Source organism: Pseudoflavonifractor phocaeensis (assembly GCF_016901735.1).
Classification (GTDB): Bacteria; Bacillota; Clostridia; order Oscillospirales; family Oscillospiraceae; genus Pseudoflavonifractor_A.
This window is the reverse complement of record NZ_JACLZC010000001.1, coordinates 56,144-74,601: the sequence shown is the minus strand read 5'-3', so window position 1 is coordinate 74,601 and position 18,458 is coordinate 56,144. Positions and strand designations below refer to the sequence as shown.

17 protein-coding genes and 1 pseudogene are annotated in these 18,458 nt (G+C 62.3%); 7 read left to right on the top strand and 11 right to left on the bottom strand.

Annotated features, from left to right (window positions below):
- Positions 1–144 precede the first annotated feature (144 nt).
- The 3 genes and pseudogenes from H7U37_RS15965 to H7U37_RS00395 form a co-directional block, all read left to right on the top strand.
- On the top strand, positions 145–1,101 hold the full coding sequence (locus H7U37_RS15965) for a collagen-like domain-containing protein (RefSeq protein WP_338049722.1): 957 nt from the start codon (positions 145–147) through the stop codon (positions 1,099–1,101).
- An 87-nt stretch (positions 1,102–1,188) separates the two neighbouring features.
- On the top strand, positions 1,189–2,277 hold the full coding sequence (locus H7U37_RS00400; RefSeq protein WP_204872703.1) for a tetratricopeptide repeat-containing glycosyltransferase: 1,089 nt from the start codon (positions 1,189–1,191) through the stop codon (positions 2,275–2,277).
- A 15-nt stretch (positions 2,278–2,292) separates the two neighbouring features.
- Positions 2,293–2,619: pseudogene (locus tag H7U37_RS00395) on the top strand (manganese catalase family protein); the annotation flags it as partial.
- A gap of 77 nt (positions 2,620–2,696) precedes the next feature.
- On the opposite strand, the gene H7U37_RS00390 reads toward H7U37_RS00395, so the two are convergent.
- The gene (locus H7U37_RS00390) at positions 2,697–3,152 is read right to left on the bottom strand and encodes a NanQ anomerase/TabA/YiaL family protein (protein ID WP_204872701.1); all 456 of its coding nucleotides are present in this window, start codon (positions 3,150–3,152) and stop codon (positions 2,697–2,699) included.
- A gap of 172 nt (positions 3,153–3,324) precedes the next feature.
- Between H7U37_RS00390 and H7U37_RS00385 the strand changes: the two genes are divergently transcribed.
- The 3 genes from H7U37_RS00385 (at position 3,325) to H7U37_RS00375 (ending at position 6,586) form a co-directional block, all read left to right on the top strand.
- Positions 3,325–4,038: an N-acetylmuramoyl-L-alanine amidase gene (locus H7U37_RS00385; protein WP_243413503.1), complete on the top strand. Its 714-nt coding sequence runs from the start codon at positions 3,325–3,327 to the stop codon at positions 4,036–4,038.
- 10 nt (positions 4,039–4,048) lie between these two features.
- Positions 4,049–5,440 carry a DNA repair protein RadA gene (gene radA / locus H7U37_RS00380; protein ID WP_204872700.1) on the top strand — a complete coding sequence of 464 codons (1,392 nt, stop codon included), beginning with the start codon at positions 4,049–4,051 and terminating at the stop codon, positions 5,438–5,440.
- 159 nt (positions 5,441–5,599) lie between these two features.
- Positions 5,600–6,586 (top strand): tyrosine recombinase XerC, encoded by a 987-nt coding sequence (locus tag H7U37_RS00375; RefSeq protein WP_204872699.1) that lies wholly within the window; start codon positions 5,600–5,602, stop codon positions 6,584–6,586.
- 33 nt (positions 6,587–6,619) lie between these two features.
- Here H7U37_RS00375 and H7U37_RS00370 read toward each other — a convergent pair whose 3' ends face one another.
- Together H7U37_RS00370 and fba are read right to left on the bottom strand one after the other, a co-directional pair.
- A complete protein-coding gene (locus tag H7U37_RS00370) occupies positions 6,620–7,156 on the bottom strand; it encodes an amidase domain-containing protein (RefSeq protein ID WP_204872698.1) in 537 nt (178 codons plus the stop codon).
- Between the two features lie 105 nt (positions 7,157–7,261).
- The gene (gene fba, locus H7U37_RS00365) at positions 7,262–8,227 is read right to left on the bottom strand and encodes a class II fructose-1,6-bisphosphate aldolase (protein ID WP_204872697.1); all 966 of its coding nucleotides are present in this window, start codon (positions 8,225–8,227) and stop codon (positions 7,262–7,264) included.
- A 181-nt stretch (positions 8,228–8,408) separates the two neighbouring features.
- On the opposite strand from fba, the gene H7U37_RS00360 reads away from it, so the two are divergent.
- Positions 8,409–9,653, top strand: coding sequence for a 6-phosphofructokinase (locus tag H7U37_RS00360; RefSeq protein WP_204872696.1), 1,245 nt, complete (start codon positions 8,409–8,411; stop codon positions 9,651–9,653).
- A gap of 133 nt (positions 9,654–9,786) precedes the next feature.
- Here H7U37_RS00360 and pfkA read toward each other — a convergent pair whose 3' ends face one another.
- From pfkA to leuC, 8 genes are all read right to left on the bottom strand, one after another.
- Positions 9,787–10,794 carry a 6-phosphofructokinase gene (gene pfkA / locus H7U37_RS00355; protein ID WP_204872694.1) on the bottom strand — a complete coding sequence of 336 codons (1,008 nt, stop codon included), beginning with the start codon at positions 10,792–10,794 and terminating at the stop codon, positions 9,787–9,789.
- Between the two features lie 237 nt (positions 10,795–11,031).
- Complete coding sequence (gene purB, locus H7U37_RS00350) at positions 11,032–12,468, bottom strand: adenylosuccinate lyase (protein WP_204872692.1); 1,437 nt, start codon at positions 12,466–12,468, stop codon at positions 11,032–11,034.
- 22 nt (positions 12,469–12,490) lie between these two features.
- Entirely contained in the window at positions 12,491–13,681 is a 1,191-nt protein-coding gene (locus H7U37_RS00345) for a pyridoxal phosphate-dependent aminotransferase (RefSeq protein WP_338049720.1), read from the bottom strand.
- A 93-nt stretch (positions 13,682–13,774) separates the two neighbouring features.
- Positions 13,775–14,380 (bottom strand): ECF transporter S component, encoded by a 606-nt coding sequence (locus H7U37_RS00340; RefSeq protein ID WP_204872690.1) that lies wholly within the window; start codon positions 14,378–14,380, stop codon positions 13,775–13,777.
- Between the two features lie 16 nt (positions 14,381–14,396).
- Entirely contained in the window at positions 14,397–15,182 is a 786-nt protein-coding gene (locus H7U37_RS00335; protein ID WP_204872688.1) for a type III pantothenate kinase, read from the bottom strand.
- 113 nt (positions 15,183–15,295) lie between these two features.
- The gene (gene leuB, locus H7U37_RS00330) at positions 15,296–16,375 is read right to left on the bottom strand and encodes a 3-isopropylmalate dehydrogenase (protein ID WP_204872686.1); all 1,080 of its coding nucleotides are present in this window, start codon (positions 16,373–16,375) and stop codon (positions 15,296–15,298) included.
- Positions 16,372–16,857 carry a 3-isopropylmalate dehydratase small subunit gene (locus tag H7U37_RS00325; RefSeq protein ID WP_204872685.1) on the bottom strand — a complete coding sequence of 162 codons (486 nt, stop codon included), beginning with the start codon at positions 16,855–16,857 and terminating at the stop codon, positions 16,372–16,374. The genes leuB and H7U37_RS00325 overlap by 4 nt, the downstream gene beginning before the upstream one ends.
- Positions 16,858–17,012: 155 nt before the next feature.
- A complete protein-coding gene (gene leuC / locus H7U37_RS00320) occupies positions 17,013–18,272 on the bottom strand; it encodes a 3-isopropylmalate dehydratase large subunit (RefSeq protein ID WP_204872682.1) in 1,260 nt (419 codons plus the stop codon).
- Positions 18,273–18,458 lie beyond the last annotated feature (186 nt).

The following is an 18,458-nucleotide window of genomic DNA, read 5'->3' as shown; positions in this document are numbered from 1 at the left end:
CCTGACGGTGCGACCGGACCCACGGGTCCCACCGGCCCCCAGGGAATTCCCGGTCCTGACGGAGCGACGGGCCCAACCGGCCCCGCTGGCGCTGCCGCGACTTTGGAAGTTGGGACAGTCACAACGGGCGCCCCTGGGACCGATGTGGAGGTAAGCAACTCCGGTACGGCGGAGCACGCTATTTTTGATTTTATCATCCCCGCAGGCGCGACGGGACCCGCCGGCATGGCAGGCGCGACGGGTCCCACTGGGCCTACCGGCGCGGTAGGCGCGACGGGCGTTACCGGTCCTACCGGACCCGCCGGCACAGCGGGCGTTACCGGTCCCACCGGGCCCACCGGCATGGCGGGCGTTACCGGTCCCACCGGGCCCACCGGCATGGCGGGCGTTACCGGTCCCACCGGACCCACCGGTGCAGCGGGCGTTACCGGTCCCACCGGGCCCACCGGCATGACGGGCGTTACCGGTCCCACCGGACCCACCGGTGCAGCGGGCGCGACGGGTCCCACTGGGCCTACCGGCGCGGTAGGCGCGACGGGCGTTACCGGTCCTACCGGACCCGCCGGCACAGCGGGCGTTACCGGTCCCACCGGACCCACCGGTGCAGCGGGCGTTACCGGTCCCACCGGGCCCACCGGCATGACGGGCGCAACCGGTCCTACCGGTCCCACAGCCCCCGTCAGTCTGCTGTCCGCCTATTCCACTCCCTCTCAGGGAGGCAATTCCGGCGATCCCATTGAATTTGACCGGAATGCCCTGAGCTACGGCAGTGATATTTCCCATACCGCCGGCAGCAGTACCGCTACCATCAATCAGCCCGGCGTCTATAACGTGGATTTTCATGGGGTCATTTCCCCCAATGCCGAAAACAGCTTCCCGGTGAATATCGTCACCTCTTTGGAGCAAAACGGGTCTGTTGTCCCCGGCGCGTCGGTGCCTTATACCTTCCAAAGCGCCACGGATACCTCTGAGCCGTCCTTTTCCGTTCCGCTGTCGGTGTCCAGCGTACCCACTACCCTCCAGGTGGTGCCGACGGGCGGCGCTTATCTGGCTGACGCCGTGGCGCTGAACATCACTCGTCTGGGCGATATTCCCACATAACAGCATCCCGCTAATAATAGAGGGAAACAGAGAAGGCTGCCGTCAATTGAGGGACGGCAGCCTTCAACGGTGAGAGAGGGGGAGAACATGAAGATTGTGGTATATGCCATCTGTAAAGATGAGGTCCAATTCGTAGACCGGTGGATGGACTCCATGGGAGAGGCGGATCGGGTGGTGGTGCTGGACACGGGTTCCACCGACGGCACTGTGGAGCAGCTGCGGGCCAGAGGGGCGGAGGTGACGGTGGAGACCGTCATGCCCTGGCGGTTTGACACGGCGCGGAACCGGTCCCTGGCGCTGGTGCCGGAGGATACGGACATCTGCGTCTGCACCGATCTGGACGAGGTGTTCCACCCCGGGTGGCGGGCGCTGCTGGAGGCGGCATGGCTTCCTGGCACGGGACAGGCGACCTATCGGTACACCTGGTCCTTCCGGCCGGACGGCGGGGAGGGGGTGGTGTTTTGGTATGAGAAGGTCCACGCCCGAAAGGGCTACCGGTGGGTGCATCCGGTCCACGAGGTGCTGGCCTGGACAGGGGATGGGACGCCCGGCCCCACGGTGCGGGTGGACGGGATGCAGCTGGATCACCACCCGGATCCAGCGAAATCCAGGGCGCAGTATCTGCCGCTGCTGGAGCTGTCCGTAGCGGAAGCGCCGGAGGACGACCGGAACATGCACTATTTGGGGCGGGAATATCTGTTCCACCAGCGCTGGGACGACTGCATCCGCACCTTGGAGCACCATCTGTCCATGCCCACCGCCACCTGGAAGGATGAGCGGGCGGCGTCCATGCGGTATATCGCCCGGGCGTACCGGAGGAAGGGGGAGGACCGGACGGCGCGGGACTGGTATTTGCGGGCCATCGCGGAGGCGCCCCATCTGCGGGAGGGGTATGTGGAGCTGGCCTATCTGCTCTATGAACTGGGGGAGTGGGACGGGGTTTTGTACCTTACAGGCTGTGCGCTGGCCATTACAGAGCGGCCCCGGACCTATATCTGCGAGGCGGAACCATGGGGAAGTCTGCCTCACGATCTGCGGGCCATTGCGTTTTCCCGGACGGGGCGGGACGTTTTGGCCCTGGCGGAGGCCAGGCACGCCCTGGCGCTGGAGCCGGATAACGCGCGCCTGCGGGGCAATGTGACGCTGCTGGAGGAGCGGACGGGATATGCAGGTTAAAATCATCGTCTATTGATGTATGGCGGACCGGACGGAGAGCTGGGCGCTTCCATCCGCTATCTGAGCCAGCGCTACGCCATGCCCTATCCGGAGCTGAAGGGGCTGCTCACCGACATCGGCACCGAAGAGCTGGGACATCTGGAGATGATCGGTACCCTGGTCTATCAGCTGACCCGCAATCTCTCAAAAGATGACCCCCGCATGGGCAATTTCGCCCCCTACTTCACCGACCACGGCGTGGGCGTCTATCCCACCGCCGCCAGCGGAGCCCCCTGGACCGCCGCCTACATCGGCGTCAAAGCAGATCCCATCTGCGATCTTACAGAGGACCTTGCAGCGGATGCTGCGTTGCCGCATACACGGAAAAAGAGAGGACAGGCCGTGTATCAGCCCGTCCTCCCGTCGGTATGTGTGGTTATTTAGTTGAGCTTCACCTTGACCACCAGCAGGCGGACCTTGCCCGGCTCGCCCAGCGCCAGGCGGGGCGCATGGAGATCATCGGGCCAGACGATGTAAAAGTCGCCCGCCTTGAGCCGGATGGTGCTGTAGGGTACGTCCCAGAAGGCGATATCCTTCTCCGGGTTGTAGGGCTTGGCGGGCGGCTCCGAACCCTTGAGGGCATAGCCCACCGCCTCTTCACCATCCAGCAGGTACTGGATGTCGGCATAGTTGCTGTGGCCCTCCGGCATGGCGCCCTCGGGGGATTTGGTCTCCATATCGAAATATTTGGCGTACACGTTATCGCCGTCGATGACCACCTGATCCCGATTGCTCAGACCAGACACATCGGCGGTCGCCATCCACTCCAGCGCCGTGCGGAAGCGCTCGCCCAGGCCGTAGTAGAGCTGAGCGTTTTTGATGTTGTCAAATACCATGGCAATGACCTCCCTCGTTTCGATGATACCTCTATACTATACCATTTCGTGTCAAAAAGCAACGGTACTTTTGGGAAAAATGGGGTGTACCCAGGCGGAAACACATGATATAATCATCCTTAGGTCATAGCGCCGCCGGAGGACTCATATCCTCCCAGCGGGGGGTGTAGCCATGCGGCTGGAAAAAACGACGCTTTTGCTGTGGGCGGTGACCGGTGTGGTCCTGGCAGGGATGCTCCTGGGGCTGGCCCTCTCTCCGCCGAAATCGGTCACGGCATCACAGACGCTGGGAGCCAGCGGCCCTGTCCCCATTCTGGACGCCGGGCACGGGGGGGAGGACGGCGGGGCCGTATCCGTCACCGGTGTGGCGGAAAGCGGCATCAATCTAGCCATTACACGCAAGCTGGAATGGGTCCTCGTCCTTTGCGGTACGGTCCCGGAGGTGCTGCGGCGGGAGGACGTCTCGCTGCACGACCCGGAGGCGGACACTTTGCGGGAAAAAAAGTCCTCCGATCTCCACAACCGTGCGGCGGCGGTGGAGGCCTGTCCCAACGGGGTGCTCATCAGCATCCATCAAAATTCCTATCCGGACAGCCGGTACCACGGCGCTCAGGTGTTTTACGGCGGGGGAGAGGGCAGCGCGCTTTTCGCCCAGCAGACCCAGGCGCTGCTGCGTCAGACCCTGGACCCGGAAAACAGCCGGGAGGCAAAGCCCATTCCGGATACCGTTTACCTCATGAACCATGTGACCTGCCCGGCCATTCTGGTGGAGTGCGGGTTTTTGAGCAATCCGGAGGAGGAACAGTTGCTCCTTCGGGACGATTATCAGCGCAAGCTGGCCCTGGTACTGGCCGGGGCGTGGTTTCAATGGACACAACAGACATAAGGAGAGACCCATGGCAGCAAAGTCAAAAATCTTATTTTATTGTACGGAATGCGGCAATGAACTGCCGAAATGGGCGGGACAGTGTCCCGCCTGCCACGCATGGAACACCATTGTGGAGCGTCCCGCCGAGCCGAAGAAGAAAGCAGCCAGCGCTTCCATGGCGGCGGGCGCCAGAAGCGGGGGAGGGGCCCTTCCGCCGCTGCGGCAGCCCAAGCTGCTCTCCCAGGTGGAGACCACCCATGAGCTGCGCTTTGAGACCGGCATGAACGAGCTGGACCGGGTGCTGGGCGGGGGAGCGGTAAAGGGCTCTTTGGTTTTGGTGGGCGGCGCGCCGGGCATCGGCAAATCCACCCTGATGCTCCAGATCTGCGATACCCTCTGCCGCTTTGCCAAGGTGCTCTATGTATCCGGCGAGGAATCGGAACGGCAGATCAAGCTCCGCGCCGAGCGGCTGCATATTGGGGGGGAAGGGCTCTATCTGCTCTCGGAGACCAATCTGGAGGACGTGCTGGAGGCGGTCAGCGGGCTTCAGCCTGATATTCTGATCGTGGACTCCATCCAGACCCTTTATAACGGCGATCTCTCCACCGCGCCGGGCAGCGTGGGACAGGTCAAGGACTGCACCATGACCCTGATGCAGCTCTCCAAGGGGCAGGGGATCACGGTCTTTGTCATTGGCCACGTCAACAAAGAGGGCTCCATCGCCGGCCCCAAGGTGCTGGAGCATATGGTGGACTGCGTGCTCTATTTCGAGGGCGAGCAGCAAAATTCCTACCGCATCCTGCGGGCGGCCAAAAACCGCTTTGGAGCCACCAACGAGATCGGCGTCTTTGAGATGGCGGACGACGGCCTGGCGGAGGTGCCCAATCCGTCGGAGATGCTGCTGTCCGGCCGTCCCACCGACACGCCGGGTACCTGCGTGACCTGTGTGATGGAGGGGGTGCGTCCGGTGCTGGCCGAGGTACAGGCCCTGCTGACGCCCACCAGCTTCAACGTGCCCCGGCGGACCTCCAACGGCTTCGACTTCAACCGGGCCATGCTGCTTTTGGCGGTACTGGAAAAGCGGGGCGGACTGATGGTGGGGTCCTGCGACGCCTATATCAACGTCATCGGGGGACTGTCGCTGGACGAGCCTGCGGCGGATCTGGCCACCATTATGGCGCTGGCATCCAGTTTTCGGGACCGGCCGGTGCCCAGCGATCTGACCGCCATCGGCGAGGTCGGTCTGACCGGCGAGCTACGGTCGGTGAACGCCCTTGGCCAGCGGCTGAGCGAGGTGCGGCGGCTGGGCTTTACCAAATGTCTCATCCCGGCCCGCAGCAGCGGCAAGCTCAGCGAACCGGAGGGCTTGCAGCTCATCCGGGTCAAAAACATCCGCGAGGCGCTGGCCGCCATTTTATAAGGGCCGGCAGCCATTGGAAGGAGGTGAACGGGCGTCGGAGGGCCCTATACTCAACTCAACAAAATAAAAATTTTGTTGAGTTGGAGGGAGGTAAAAACCCCTCTTCCCGGGAAAACGGCCCCTTTAGGCCCGCCGGGACCGGCCAGCCCCAGACGCCCGATGATTTTGGATTATCGCACACAAACACCGGAACTCATTCGTGATTTTCTCACATACCACCGCACCATCCAGGGACACTCCATCAAAACAGTGGACGAGTATTATCTGGACCTGCGTACCTTTTTCCGGTTCCTCAAGGTCCACAAGGGCCTGGTCAGCCGGGATACCGATTGGGACCAGATCGGGATCGACGATATCAGCCTGGATCTGATCCGTACCGTGACCCTGGCCGACGTGTACGCCTTTATGGATTATCTGGACCGGGACCGGTCTCTCAGCGCCCCGTCCCGCGCCCGCAAAGTGGCCACCATCCGTTCCTTTTTTAAGTACCTCTCCAGCAAGGCCAAGCTCATCACCGAAAACCCCATGCAGGACCTGGACGCGCCCCGGCTCAAAAAAACCCTGCCGCGCTATCTCACCCTGGACCAGTGCTACCAGCTGCTGGATGCGGTGGACGAACCCAACAAAACAAGAGATACCTGTATTTTGCTCCTGTTCCTCAACTGCGGCCTGCGTATCTCGGAGCTGGTGGCCCTCAATGTCCGGGATGTGCGGGAAAACCAGCTTCGCGTCCTGGGCAAAGGCAACAAAGAGCGTATTTTGTACCTGAACGACGCCTGCCGTCAGGCGCTGGACGACTGGCTGGAGGAGCGCTCCCACAGCGCCTCCACCGACCCAAACGCCCTTTTTATCACCCGTCGGCACGGCCGTATGACCCGGGACGCGGTCCACTACATGGTCAAGCAGCGCCTCAAAAAGGCCGGGCTGGACAGCAGCCTCTACTCCAGCCACAAGCTGCGCCACACCGCCGCCACCTTGATGCTGCAAAACGGCGTGGATGTGCGCACCCTCCAGGAGGTGCTGGGCCACGAGAATCTGAACACCACCCAGATCTATACCCATGTGGACAGTGAAAGTATGCGTATCGCCGCAAAAGCCAATCCTTTGGGGCGAAAACGGGAGAAAAAAGTACAGAGCGAGGAGTGAGGTGCAAAGCGTCCCCACTTCCCCGCTCCCCTGTCACTGTCCCTGAAGCAGCGGCCCCACTTCCCTGTCCGGTCCTGTTCGCACCCCTAGAATATGCAGAAACCGGATCTTTTGAAAGGAATAGGTGCTCAGCGGCCGGTAATCGGCGTCCTCCGAGTGGGCGGCCACCAGAGTATTGCGCAGCGTGGGAATGCGTCCGGTCTGTACCACCACCGGCGTGTGGCTGAACCGGTCCCGGGTGTTCCACAGCTGGACAAAATCCCCGGGTTTGATCTCCCACAGCCGGCAGCTCCGGCCAAAGGGGCCCATGGTCTCCTCGGAACGGGTCAGGAAATTCCAGAAAAACTCCACGCCGCTCCAGGCCGGTGCCTTGTCGTTGGGGTCGATGTAGTACCAGCCGAACACGGGGGTAAAATTCATCACTCCCGCGCCGGCGTACAGGCACTGGGAGGCAAAATTGGTGCAGTCTCCCCCCAGATCCTCGTAATCATAGAATTGCGGGTTTCTGCCATAGGCCCACCGGTGGGCATAGGCCACGGCGGCCTCCCGGTCATATGGGATGAGCGCCATCTGTGCCACTCCCCTTTCCACGCCATTCTATGCAGCAGACAAAAAGAGGGCGCATCGCGTTGCGATGCGCCCTCTTCGGCAGGCTATAAAGTTATGGAAACGAGATTAGGCCTTACCGTCGCAGCCCAGCACGTTGACGATCTTGTGCTTGACCAGCTCCTTGATGTTGGCCCGGGCGGGCTTCAGGTACTCGCGGGGGTCGAACTTCTCGGGATGCTCGGCGAAGAACTTACGGATGGTGCCGGTCATGGCCAGACGCAGGTCGGAGTCGATGTTGATCTTACAGACCGCGCCGCGGGCAGCCTGACGGAGCTGCTCCTCGGGGATGCCGACGGCGTCGGGCATCTTGCCGCCATACTGGTTGACCATCTTGACGTACTCCTGGGGCACGGAGGAAGAACCGTGGAGCACGATGGGGAAGCCGGGCAGACGGCGGACGACCTCGTCCAGGATGTCGAAGCGCAGCGGAGGGGGAACCAGCTCGCCCTTCTCGTTGCGGGTGCACTGAGCGGCGGTGAACTTGTAGGCGCCGTGGCTGGTGCCGATGGCGATGGCCAGGGAGTCACAGCCGGTCTTGGTGACGAACTCTTCCACTTCCTCGGGGCGGGTGTAGTGAGAATCCTCGGCAGAGACGTTGACCTCATCTTCCACACCGGCCAGAGCGCCCAGCTCGGCCTCGACCACCACGCCGTGATCGTGAGCATACTCCACGACCTTCTTGGTGATCTCAATGTTCTCGGCAAAAGGCTTGGAGCTGGCGTCAATCATGACGGAGGTAAAGCCGCCGTCGATGCAGCTCTTGCAGGTCTCGAAGCTGTCGCCATGGTCCAGATGGAGGACGATGGGCAGACCGGTCTCGATGACAGCGGCCTCAACCAGCTTCACCAGGTAGGTGTGGTTGGCATAGGCGCGGGCGCCCTTGGAAACCTGGAGGATGACGGGGGCGTTGAGTTCCTGGGCGGCCTCCGTGATACCCTGAACGATTTCCATGTTGTTGACGTTGAAGGCGCCGATGGCGTAACCGCCGTTGTAGGCCTTCTTGAACATTTCAGTAGATGTGACCAAAGGCATAGGGCTCATCTCCTTTTTTTAATTACACATTGATTTTACCATTAGTGATTGATAATTACAAGAGGGCATGATATAATAATGAAAAATTTAGATATATCACATAAATATCTAAATTGTGCCGGCAAAAAGAAAAAAAGCGCACAAAACGCCGGCAGTTTTAATGTAACAGGAGGATTAAGCTATGAACGAACTCAAAGGCGCGTGCATTATCGGTCAGTCCGGTGGTCCTACCGCGGTGATTAACGCCAGTGCTCTGGGCGTTATCCGTACCGCTCTGGACAATGAGAACATCACCCGGGTCCTGGGCGCCGCTCACGGCATCAAGGGTGTGCTGGACGACAAGCTCTATGACATGAGCCAGGAAGATGCCGCCGAGCTGGATCTGTTGAAATATACCCCCTCCTCCGCCCTGGGCTCCTGCCGCTATAAGCTGGCCGACCCGGACGTGGACGACACCGATTATAAGCGCATCCTGGAGATTTTCAAGAAGTACAACGTCCGTTACTTCTTCTACAACGGCGGCAACGACTCCATGGACACCTGCAACAAGATCTCCAAGTATATGCAGAAGATGGGCTATGAGTGCCGCGTCATGGGCGTGCCCAAGACCATCGACAACGACCTCAACGGCACCGACCACTGCCCCGGCTTTGCCTCCGCCGCCAAGTACATCGCCACCTCCTGCGCCGAAGTGTGGCAGGACGCCCACGTCTACGACACCGGCATGGTCACCGTGGTGGAGATCATGGGCCGTCACGCCGGCTGGCTGGCCGGCTCCGCCGCTCTGGCCAATCTGACCGGCTGCGGCCCCGACCTGGTCTACCTGCCCGAGGTGGACTTCGACATGGATCAGTTCATCCAGGACGTGACCGACATCTACAACAAAACCGGCAAGTGCATGGTGGCCGTCTCCGAGGGCATCCACTACGCCGATGGCCGTTTCGTCTCCGAGGCTGAGACCTCCGCCACCGACGGCTTTGGCCATGCTCAGCTGGGCGGTCTGGCCGTCAAGCTGGCCGACACCATCAAGAACAAGACCGGCGCCAAGGTCCGCGGCATCGAGCTCTCCCTCCTCCAGCGCTGCGGCTCTCACGTGGGCTCCAAGACCGACATCGACGAGGCGTTTGCCGCCGGTAAGGCCGCTGTCGAGGCCGCCGTGTCCGGCATCACCGACAAGATGGTGGCCTTCCAGTGCACCCGCGACGCCAACGGCTACAAGTGCGAGACCGTTCTCCAGCCCCTGGACATCGTGGCCAACTTCGAGAAGAAGGTCCCCCGCGAGTGGATCAACGCCGCTGGCAACGGCATCGAGCAGCCCTTCATCGACTATGTCCTGCCCCTCATCCAGGGCGAGGCCAACGGTCCCAAGGAGAACTCCCTGCCCCGCTTTGCCCGCCTGAAGAAGGTCCTCACCACCGAGATGTAAGCCCCTCTCCCCTCTTGTCCGCACAAAAGGACGCGCCGCAGAAAACGGCGCGTCCTTTTTTCGTCAGGCGGCAATAGAAAAAGGGTATGCGCTTTGACACGCATACCCTTTTTTGTTCTTTCAATGGCGTGGTTTACTCCTGGCGCAGCTTGACCTGCTCCATGCCGGTGAGGGCGCCCATGACGGTGTAGGTCTGGAGGTCCAGGCTCTTCTTCATGGACAGGGCCTCTTCGATGTCGAAGTCCACGTAGCGGTCCTCCTGCTGGCCGATGACCCGGCCGCTCTTCCCCTCGACCAGGAGGCGGACGGCCTCATAGCCCATGTGGGTGGCGGTGACACGGTCCCGGGCGGAGGGCGCGCCGCCGCGCTGGACGTGGCCCAGAATGGTGACGCGGGTATCCAGGGCGGTGGCCTCCCGGATCTGGTTGGCCACCTCGTAAGCGCCGCCCTTCACGCCCTCGGCCACGATGACCATGAAGTGGGTGCGGCCGTTGATGCGGGCCCGGCGGATGGGCTCGATGAGGTCATGCTCATAATCCAGCTCCTGCTCGGGGATGACCACGGCGGTGGCGCCGCAGGCCACGCCCACATAGAGGGCCAGGTGACCGGCATGACGGCCCATGACCTCCACCACGGAGCAGCGCTCGTGGGACTGCATGGTGTCGCGCAGGCGGTCGATGGAGTCGATGGCGGTATTGCAGGCGGTATCGTAGCCGATGGTATAGGAGGAGCAGGAGATGTCGTTGTCGATGGTGCCGGGGACGCCGATCACCGCGATTCCCCTTCTGGCCAGAACCTGGAGGCCCCGGAACGTACCGTCGCCGCCGACGCCCACCAGACCGTCGATGCCCAGCAGCTTGCAGGTGGCAATGGCGCGGTCCTGACCGGCTTCGGTCATAAATTCCTTGCTTCTGGCGGAGTAGAGCATGGTGCCGCCCCGGCGGGACAGGCCGCTGACGCTGTTGAAGTCCAGGGTGGTAAAGTCGCCGTTGATGAGGCCGTGATAGCCGCGGCGGATGCCGATGCACTCAATGCCCATATGGACGGCGGTACGCACCACAGAGCGGATGACCGCGTTCATACCGGGGGCGTCGCCGCCGCTTGTAAATACGCCGATACGTTTTACCTTGGATTCTGCCATTTGAAAAGCCCTCCTTAATTGCGATACAATCTGGATGCGCGCCGATTGGCGCGGGAAAAGAGCAGCTTGGACTTTGGCGCAATGCCATAGCGCTATTATACCATACCCGCCTTCAAACCTCAACGGAAACCGAAATAACCTCGGCTTCGATTTTTCCATCTCCATGTCCCATGCTTTCCCCTCTTTTTATGGAAAAAGCCGGGCGGAAGCGGGATGCTTCCGCCCGGCAAAGGGGCGTCAGACCTTGAGCTCGGTCTCTTTTTTGGACAAAGCCGCGGCGTTGGCCTCCAGCACGGGGGTTACATACTCCCGCAAAAAGTCCTCCACCTGCTCGGGGCACCGGCCGATGTAGCGGCTGGGCTCCAGATGGGCGGTGAGCTCCTCCCGGCTCATGCCGAACATGGGGTCGGCGGCGATGAGGTCGATGAGGTTGTTGGAGAGGCCCCGGTCCTTCACGTTGGCCCCGGCCTCCTGGGACAGGACCCGGATGCGCTCGTGGAGCTCCTGCCGGTTGCCGCCCTTCTTGACGGCGTCCATCATGATATTCTCACTGGCCATGAAGGGCAGCTCCTCCATGACGTGCTTTTCGATGACCTTCTCGTGGACCACCAGACCGCCGGCCACGTTGGCGTAGATATTGAGGATGGCGTCCACCGCCAGGAAGGCCTCGGGCACGCTCAGGCGCTTGTTGGCCGAGTCGTCCAAAGTGCGCTCGAACCACTGGGTGGAGGAGGTGATGGCGGGATTCATGGCGTCGGCAATAACGTAGCGGGCCAGAGAGCAGATCCGCTCGCAGCGCATGGGGTTGCGCTTATAGGGCATGGCGGAGGAGCCGATCTGGTTTTTCTCAAAGGGCTCCTCCACCTCCTTCAGGTGGCAGAGAAGGCGCAGGTCGGTGGCGAACTTGCTGGCGCTCTGGGCGATACCGGACAGGGTGGACAGCACGGCATAGTCCATCTTGCGGGAATAGGTCTGGCCGGAGACGGGGACGCTGGCGTCAAAGCCCATCTCGGCGGCAATCTTCCGCTCCAGCTCCTTGCACTTTTCGTGGTCCCCCTCGAAGAGCTCCAGGAAGGAGGCCTGGGTGCCGGTGGTGCCCTTGGAGCCCAGCAGCTTCAGGGTGGAGATCCGGTGCTCCACCTCCTCCAGGTCCATCAGGAGCTCATTCATCCAGAGGGTGGCCCGCTTGCCCACGGTGACCAGCTGCGCGGGCTGGAAGTGGGTAAAGCCCAGGGTGGGCAGGGCCTTATACTTGTCCGCAAAGGCGGCCAGATGAGAAATGACCTGCACCAGCTTGTCCTTCACCAGCAGCAGGGCCTCCCGCATGAGGATCACGTCGGTGTTGTCCCCCACATAGCAGCTGGTGGCCCCCAGGTGGATGATGGGCATGGCCTTGGGGCACAGCTCGCCGAAGGTGTGGACATGGGCCATCACGTCGTGGCGCAGCTTCTTTTCATAGGCGGCGGCCACGTCGTAGTCGATGTCGGTGAGGTGGGCCTCCATCTCGTCCACCTGCTCCTGGGTCACGGGGAGGCCCAGCTCCATCTCGGCCCGGGCCAGGGCCACCCACAGGCGGCGCCAGGTGGAGAATTTCTTGTCGGGAGAGAAAATGTACTGCATCTCGTCGCTGGCGTAGCGGGAGGACAGCGGGCTTTCGTATACGTTTTTACTCATGGAAGTACCCCTTTTTCTGTTTTTACTCCGCCAGGAATTTCTCCAGGCGGTCCAGGCCCTCCCGGATGTTGTCCATGGAGCAGGCGTAGGACCAGCGGACGAAGTTGGGTGCGCCGAAGCCGGAGCCGGGCACCACCGCCACCAGGCCCTTTTTCAGGAAGAGGTCGGCAAAGACGTTGTCGTCGGTGATGGTGACCCCCTGGATGGTCTTGCCCAGCAGGTCCTTCAGGTTCATCATCACGTAGAACGCGCCCTCGGGCATGATACAGCTCACGTTGGGAATGGCGTTCATCCGCCGGACGATGTAATTGCGCCGCTCCTCAAAGGCCTGGCGCATGGTCTCCACCTTCTCCTGGGAGCCGGCCATGGCGGCCTCCGACGCCTTTTGGGAGATGGCGCAGGGAGAGCCGGTGGAATGGCTGATATAATTTGCCATGACCTTGGCCACAGAGGGGTCGGCGCAGGCATAGCCGATGCGCCAGCCGGTCATGGCGTAGGCCTTGGACACGCCATTGACCAGCACGGTGTGCTTTTTGACCTCCTCGCCCAGAGAGGCGAAGCTCACAAAGGGCTTTCCGTCATAGACCAGGCAGCTGTAAATCTCATCGGCCACCACATAGAGGTCCTGCTCCACGCACACCTTGGCCAGGGCCTCCAGCTCCTCCCTGTTGTACATCATGCCGGTGGGGTTGGAGGGATTGTTCAGAATGAGGGCCTTGGTCTTGGGGGTAATGGCGTCGGCCAGCTGCCGGGCGGTGATCTTGAAGCCGTCGGCCTCCTTGGCCTCGATGACCACGGGGATTCCGCCCATGATGCGGATGAGCTCAATATAGCTCACCCAGTACGGGGCGGGCAGGATGACCTCGTCGCCGGGGTTGACGATGGCGCGCAGGGCGATATACACCGCGTGCTTGGCGCCGCTGGCCACCACCACCTGGCTGGGCGCATAGTGGACGCCGAAATCCGCCTCCACCCGGCCGCAGATGGCCTTGCGCAGCTCCAGGGAGCCCACGGCGGGGGTGTAGCGGGTGTAGTTCTCCCGGATGGCGGCAATGCCGGCCTCCTTGATCTCATCTGGCGTGGGGAAATCGGGCTCGCCCGCGCCGAAGCCGATGACGTCCACGCCGTCGGCCTTCATCTGCTTGAACATGGAATCAATCGCCATTGTGGTGGATGCCTGGACGGCCTGGGCGATGGTGGAAAGTGCTTTCACGGTGATCTCTCCCTCTCATCATACAAAAATCATGGATATTATATGCGCTGACGCGCTAAAAAGCAAGTCCTCATTTCCCTGCGGAAAAGGGGGTCATCTGCGGCGGGGGTTGCGGTGTCCGTAGGCGGACAGCACCCGCACCACCACGGTGCTCAGCACGGCGTTGACGGTGAATTCCACCAAAAAATTGACGCCGATCAGAACCGCCACGAGATAGTAGGCTACCGATGTACCGCCGGCCCACGCCTCCAGCACCGCCGGATAAAAGAGGACCACTCCCGCCGCAAAGACGCCGGTATTGACCACCGGCGCGGACACCGAGGCCAAAAATCCACCTCTGGTGGGATGCCGTCTCCCCAGGGCGGCGTAGACCAGCCCAGGCAGCCAGCCGGCCAGAATGCCCTTGAGCAGGCAGAGGGCGGTGGTCATCAGCGGCCGAGCGGTGAAGAGGATATAGCCGGCGGGGTCCAGGCCCAGCCCGCAGGCCAGGGCCGTCACGATGCCGAACACCGCGCCCAGGCAGGCGCCGGCGGCGGGGCCGTAGAGGGCGGCGCCCACCACGATGGGGATGAGGGCCGCCGTAATGGGAAAGCCGCCCAGGTTGAGAAAGAAGGTGGCGCAGGTCTGGAGCACCAGCACCAGGCCGGTGAGCAGCGCCAATCCGGCCAGGCGTCTGGTCCGTTTCCCGGTATAGGTCATGACCGCTCCCCTCCCTTCAATTCCGGTGCCTGGGGGCCGTATTTTTCTGATAAATCAGATAAAGACCATCCAGCAGCAGGTCGGCGTCATATTGGATCTCATGGCGGCAGTGGCGCAGGATCTCGGGCGACGCCGCGCCGGTGGCCACCACCGCCGCCAGATGCTCCCCGGTCTCCGCCTCGATGCGGTCCAGCATCCCGTCCACCATGCTGGCGTTGCCGTAGATCACGCCGGAGCGCATGGCGTCCACGGTGTTGCGCCCCAGAATGGCTTCGGGGGGCTGAATGGCGATATGGGGCAGCTCGGCGGCCTCCTGGGAGAGGGCCTCCAGAGCCACATGGACGCCGGGCATGATGATGCAGCCGTCGTACTGATTGCCCCGCAGGAGGGACATGGTAATGGCGGTGCCCATGTCGATGACCACCAGGGGCGTGGGATACTTGGAGATGGCGGCCACCGAAAAGGCCACGATATCGGTGCCCAGCTGGGCGTGGATCTCGGCCCGGATGTTGAGGCCGGTCTTGACGCCCGGTCCCATGAGGATGGGCCGGCGGCCGGTGAGCAGCTCCACCGCGCCGCACATGGCGGCGGTGATGGGCGGCACCACGCTGGAGATGACGGTGCCGGTAACGGCGGTGATGTCCGCCCGATAGAGGCGGAACACCTCCATGAGCCGGACGGCGCACTGGTCGCGGGTGCTGCCCTTATCGGTCCCCAGGACCGAATGGAACACCTTTCTTCCGTCCAGGTCAAAGAGCCCGATGGTGGTGCTGGAATTGCCTACATCAATGGTAAGGACCAAAAAAATCCCCCCTTTTTCTTCCTTGGATGGTGTTTAGTATACCAGAACCCCCCGGGAAAAGCAAGAGGACGGACCATTGACGGTCCGTCCTCGCAAATGGGCGCGGGTCTGACTCAGGCCAGCTGCTGGCAGATCAGCCGGCCCATCTCTTTGGTGCCGATGGCCGTCACGCCCGGCTCGGCGATGTCGGCGGTGCGCCAGCCCTGATCCAGCACGGCGTCCACCGCCCGCTCCACCGCGTCGGCCTCCTCGGCCAGGTGGAAGGAGTAGCGGAGCATCATGGCCACGGAGAGAATGGTGGCGATGGGGTTGGCCTTGTCCTGACCGGCGATGTCCGGGGCGGAGCCGTGGATGGGCTCGTAGAGGCCGGGAGCGGTGTCGCCGATGGAGGCGGAGGGCAGCAGGCCGATGGAGCCGGTGACCATGCTGGCCTCATCGGACAGAATGTCGCCGAACATATTCTCGGTAACCACCACGTCGAACTGGCCGGGGTCCCGGACCAGCTGCATGGCGCAGTTGTCCACCAGCATATCCTCGTAGGCCACGTCGGGATATTCCTCCGCCAGGCGGTGCATCACGCTCCGCCACAGCCGGGAGGTTTCCAGCACGTTGGCCTTGTCCACGCTGGACACCTTCTTGCGGCGCAGGCGGGCCAGCTCAAAGGCTCTCCGGCCGATGCGCTCGATCTCCATCTCGGAGTAAGCCATCCGGTCGGCCGCTTCCATGCCCCGGTCGGGGGTCTCGTATTTCTCCCGCTGGCCGAAGTAGATGCCGCCGGTGAGCTCCCGTACCATCATCAGGTCGATGCCCTTTTCCGCCGTCTCCTTTTTCAGGGGGCAGGCGTCGGCCATGGCGGGACGCAGCGCCGCCGGACGGAGGTTTGCATAGAGGCCCAAATCCTTGCGGATGGCCAGCAGGGCGGTCTCGGGCCGCTGCTCGGCGGGCTTGTCGGAGCCCCACTTGGGACCGCCCACCGCACCCAGCAGGACGGCGTCGCAGGCCTTGCACTTCTCGGCGGTGCCGTCGGGGTAGCTCTTGCCCACCGCGTCGGTGGCGCAGCCGCCCAGCAGCACTTCCTCATAGGTAAAGCTGTGGCCGAACTTCCTTCCCACGGCCTCCAGCACGTTGACGGCCTCGCCCACTACCTCGGGGCCGATGCCGTCGCCCCGGATCAGCGCGATTTTATAATTCATTTCGCCACACCTCTCGCTTTCAGGGAGTTGAGCAGGCCCCCGTTTTCAATGATGCCGTTGACAAAGGCCGGGAAGGGCGCGGCCTGGTAAGTCTTGCCGGTGGTCTCGTCGGTGATGACGCCGCTGGCGAAGTCCACGCTCACCTGATGGCCGGGCACGATCTCCCCGGCGGCCTGGGGGCACTCCATGATGGGAAAGCCGATGTTGATGGCGTTGCGGTAGAAGATGCGGGCAAAGCTCTTGGCGATGACGCACTTGACGCCGCAGGACTTGATGGCCAGGGGGGCGTGCTCCCGGGAGGAGCCGCAGCCGAAGTTGGCGCCGCCCACCACGATGTCGCCCTCCTCCACGGTGGAGGCGAAGTCGGCGTCGATGTCCTCCATGCAGTGGGAGGCCAGGGCCTTGGGGTCGGGGTTGTTCAGATGACGGGCGGGGATGATCACGTCGGTATCCACGTTGTCGCCGTACTTATATACTTTCATGGTGTAGACCACACTTTCCTTGTTATTTAGAGTGGAGAGTAAAGAGTGAAGAGTGAAGAGTGAAGAGTGAAGATATGGTATCCGGCAAAGCCGGACAATTTCAAAATCATTCGCCGGAGGCGAATTCCTTTTCTCCACTCTTCACTCTCCTATCTTCACACTTCTCTCGGGTCCGCGATGCAGCCGGCCACGGCGGAGGCTGCCGCTACGGCGGGGCTGGCCAGGATGATCTCCGAGTCGGTGGGACCCATGCGGCCCACAAAGTTCCGGTTGGTGGTGGACACCGCCCGCTCGCCGTTGGAGAGCACGCCCATATGTCCGCCCAGGCAGGGACCGCAGGTGGGGGTGGACACCGCCGCCCCGGCCTCGATGAAGATCTGCACCAAGCCCTCGGCCATGGCGTCCAGCATGATCTGCTGGGTGGCGGGGAGCACGATGCAGCGCACCCCGTTATGGACCTTCTTGCCCTTGAGGATGGCCGCGGCCTGCCGGAGGTCGTCCAGACGGCCGTTGGTGCAGGAGCCGATGACCACCTGCTGGATGGGCATACCGGCCACCTCCTGGACGGTGCGGGTGTTGGAGGGCAGATGGGGCAGGGCCACGGTGGGCTCCAGGGCGGAGAGGTCGATGACCACTTCCCGCTCGTACACCGCGTCGGCGTCGGGCTCCACCGCCTCCCAGGGGCGGTCCACACGGCCGGCGAGATAGGCCCGGGTCACGTCGTCCACGGGGAAAATGCCGTTTTTCGCACCGGCCTCAATGGCCATGTTGGCCACGGTGAACCGGTCGTCCATGGTGAGAGACGCCACGCCCTCCCCCATGAACTCCAGCGACTGATAGAGGGCCCCGTCCACGCCGATCATGCCGATGAGGTGGAGCATCAGGTCCTTGCCGGAGACGTAAGGCTGGAACTTGCCCTTGAGGGTGACCTTGATGGCGGAAGGCACCTTGAACCAGGCCATGCCGGTGGCCATGCCCGCGGCCATGTCGGTGGAGCCCACGCCGGTGGAGAAAGCGCCCAGGGCGCCGTAGGTGCAGGTGTGGGAGTCGGCGCCGATGATGGCCTCGCCGGGGGCGGCCAGGCCCTTTTCGGGGATGAGGGCGTGCTCCACGCCCATCTGGCCCACGTCGTAAAAGTGGGTGATGGAGAAGCGCTTGGCAAATTCTCTGGCCTGGGCGCACAGCTGGGCGGACTTGATGTCCTTGCAGGGCGCGGAGTGGTCCAGCACAATGGCGATCTTGTCCTTGTCAAAAATCTGGGTCAGACCGGCCTTGTCAAATTCGGTGATGGCCACCGGAGCGGTAATATCATTGCCCAGCACCAGATCCAGCTTGCCCTCCACCAGCTGGCCGGCTTCTACATGGTCCAGACCCGCGTGACGGGCCAGGATCTTCTGGGTCATCGTCATTCCCATAACGGAATCCCTCCTGTTTCTTTCTTGCTTTTTAGTATGGCAGACTTCTTGCCAAAAGAATGTAAACCGTGATACAATTTCGGAAAGAGTGGAGAGTAAAGAGTTGAGAGTGAAGATATGGTATTCGCCTGCGGCGAATGATTTCAAATTGTCCGGCAAAGCCGGACACCATATCTTCACTCTTCA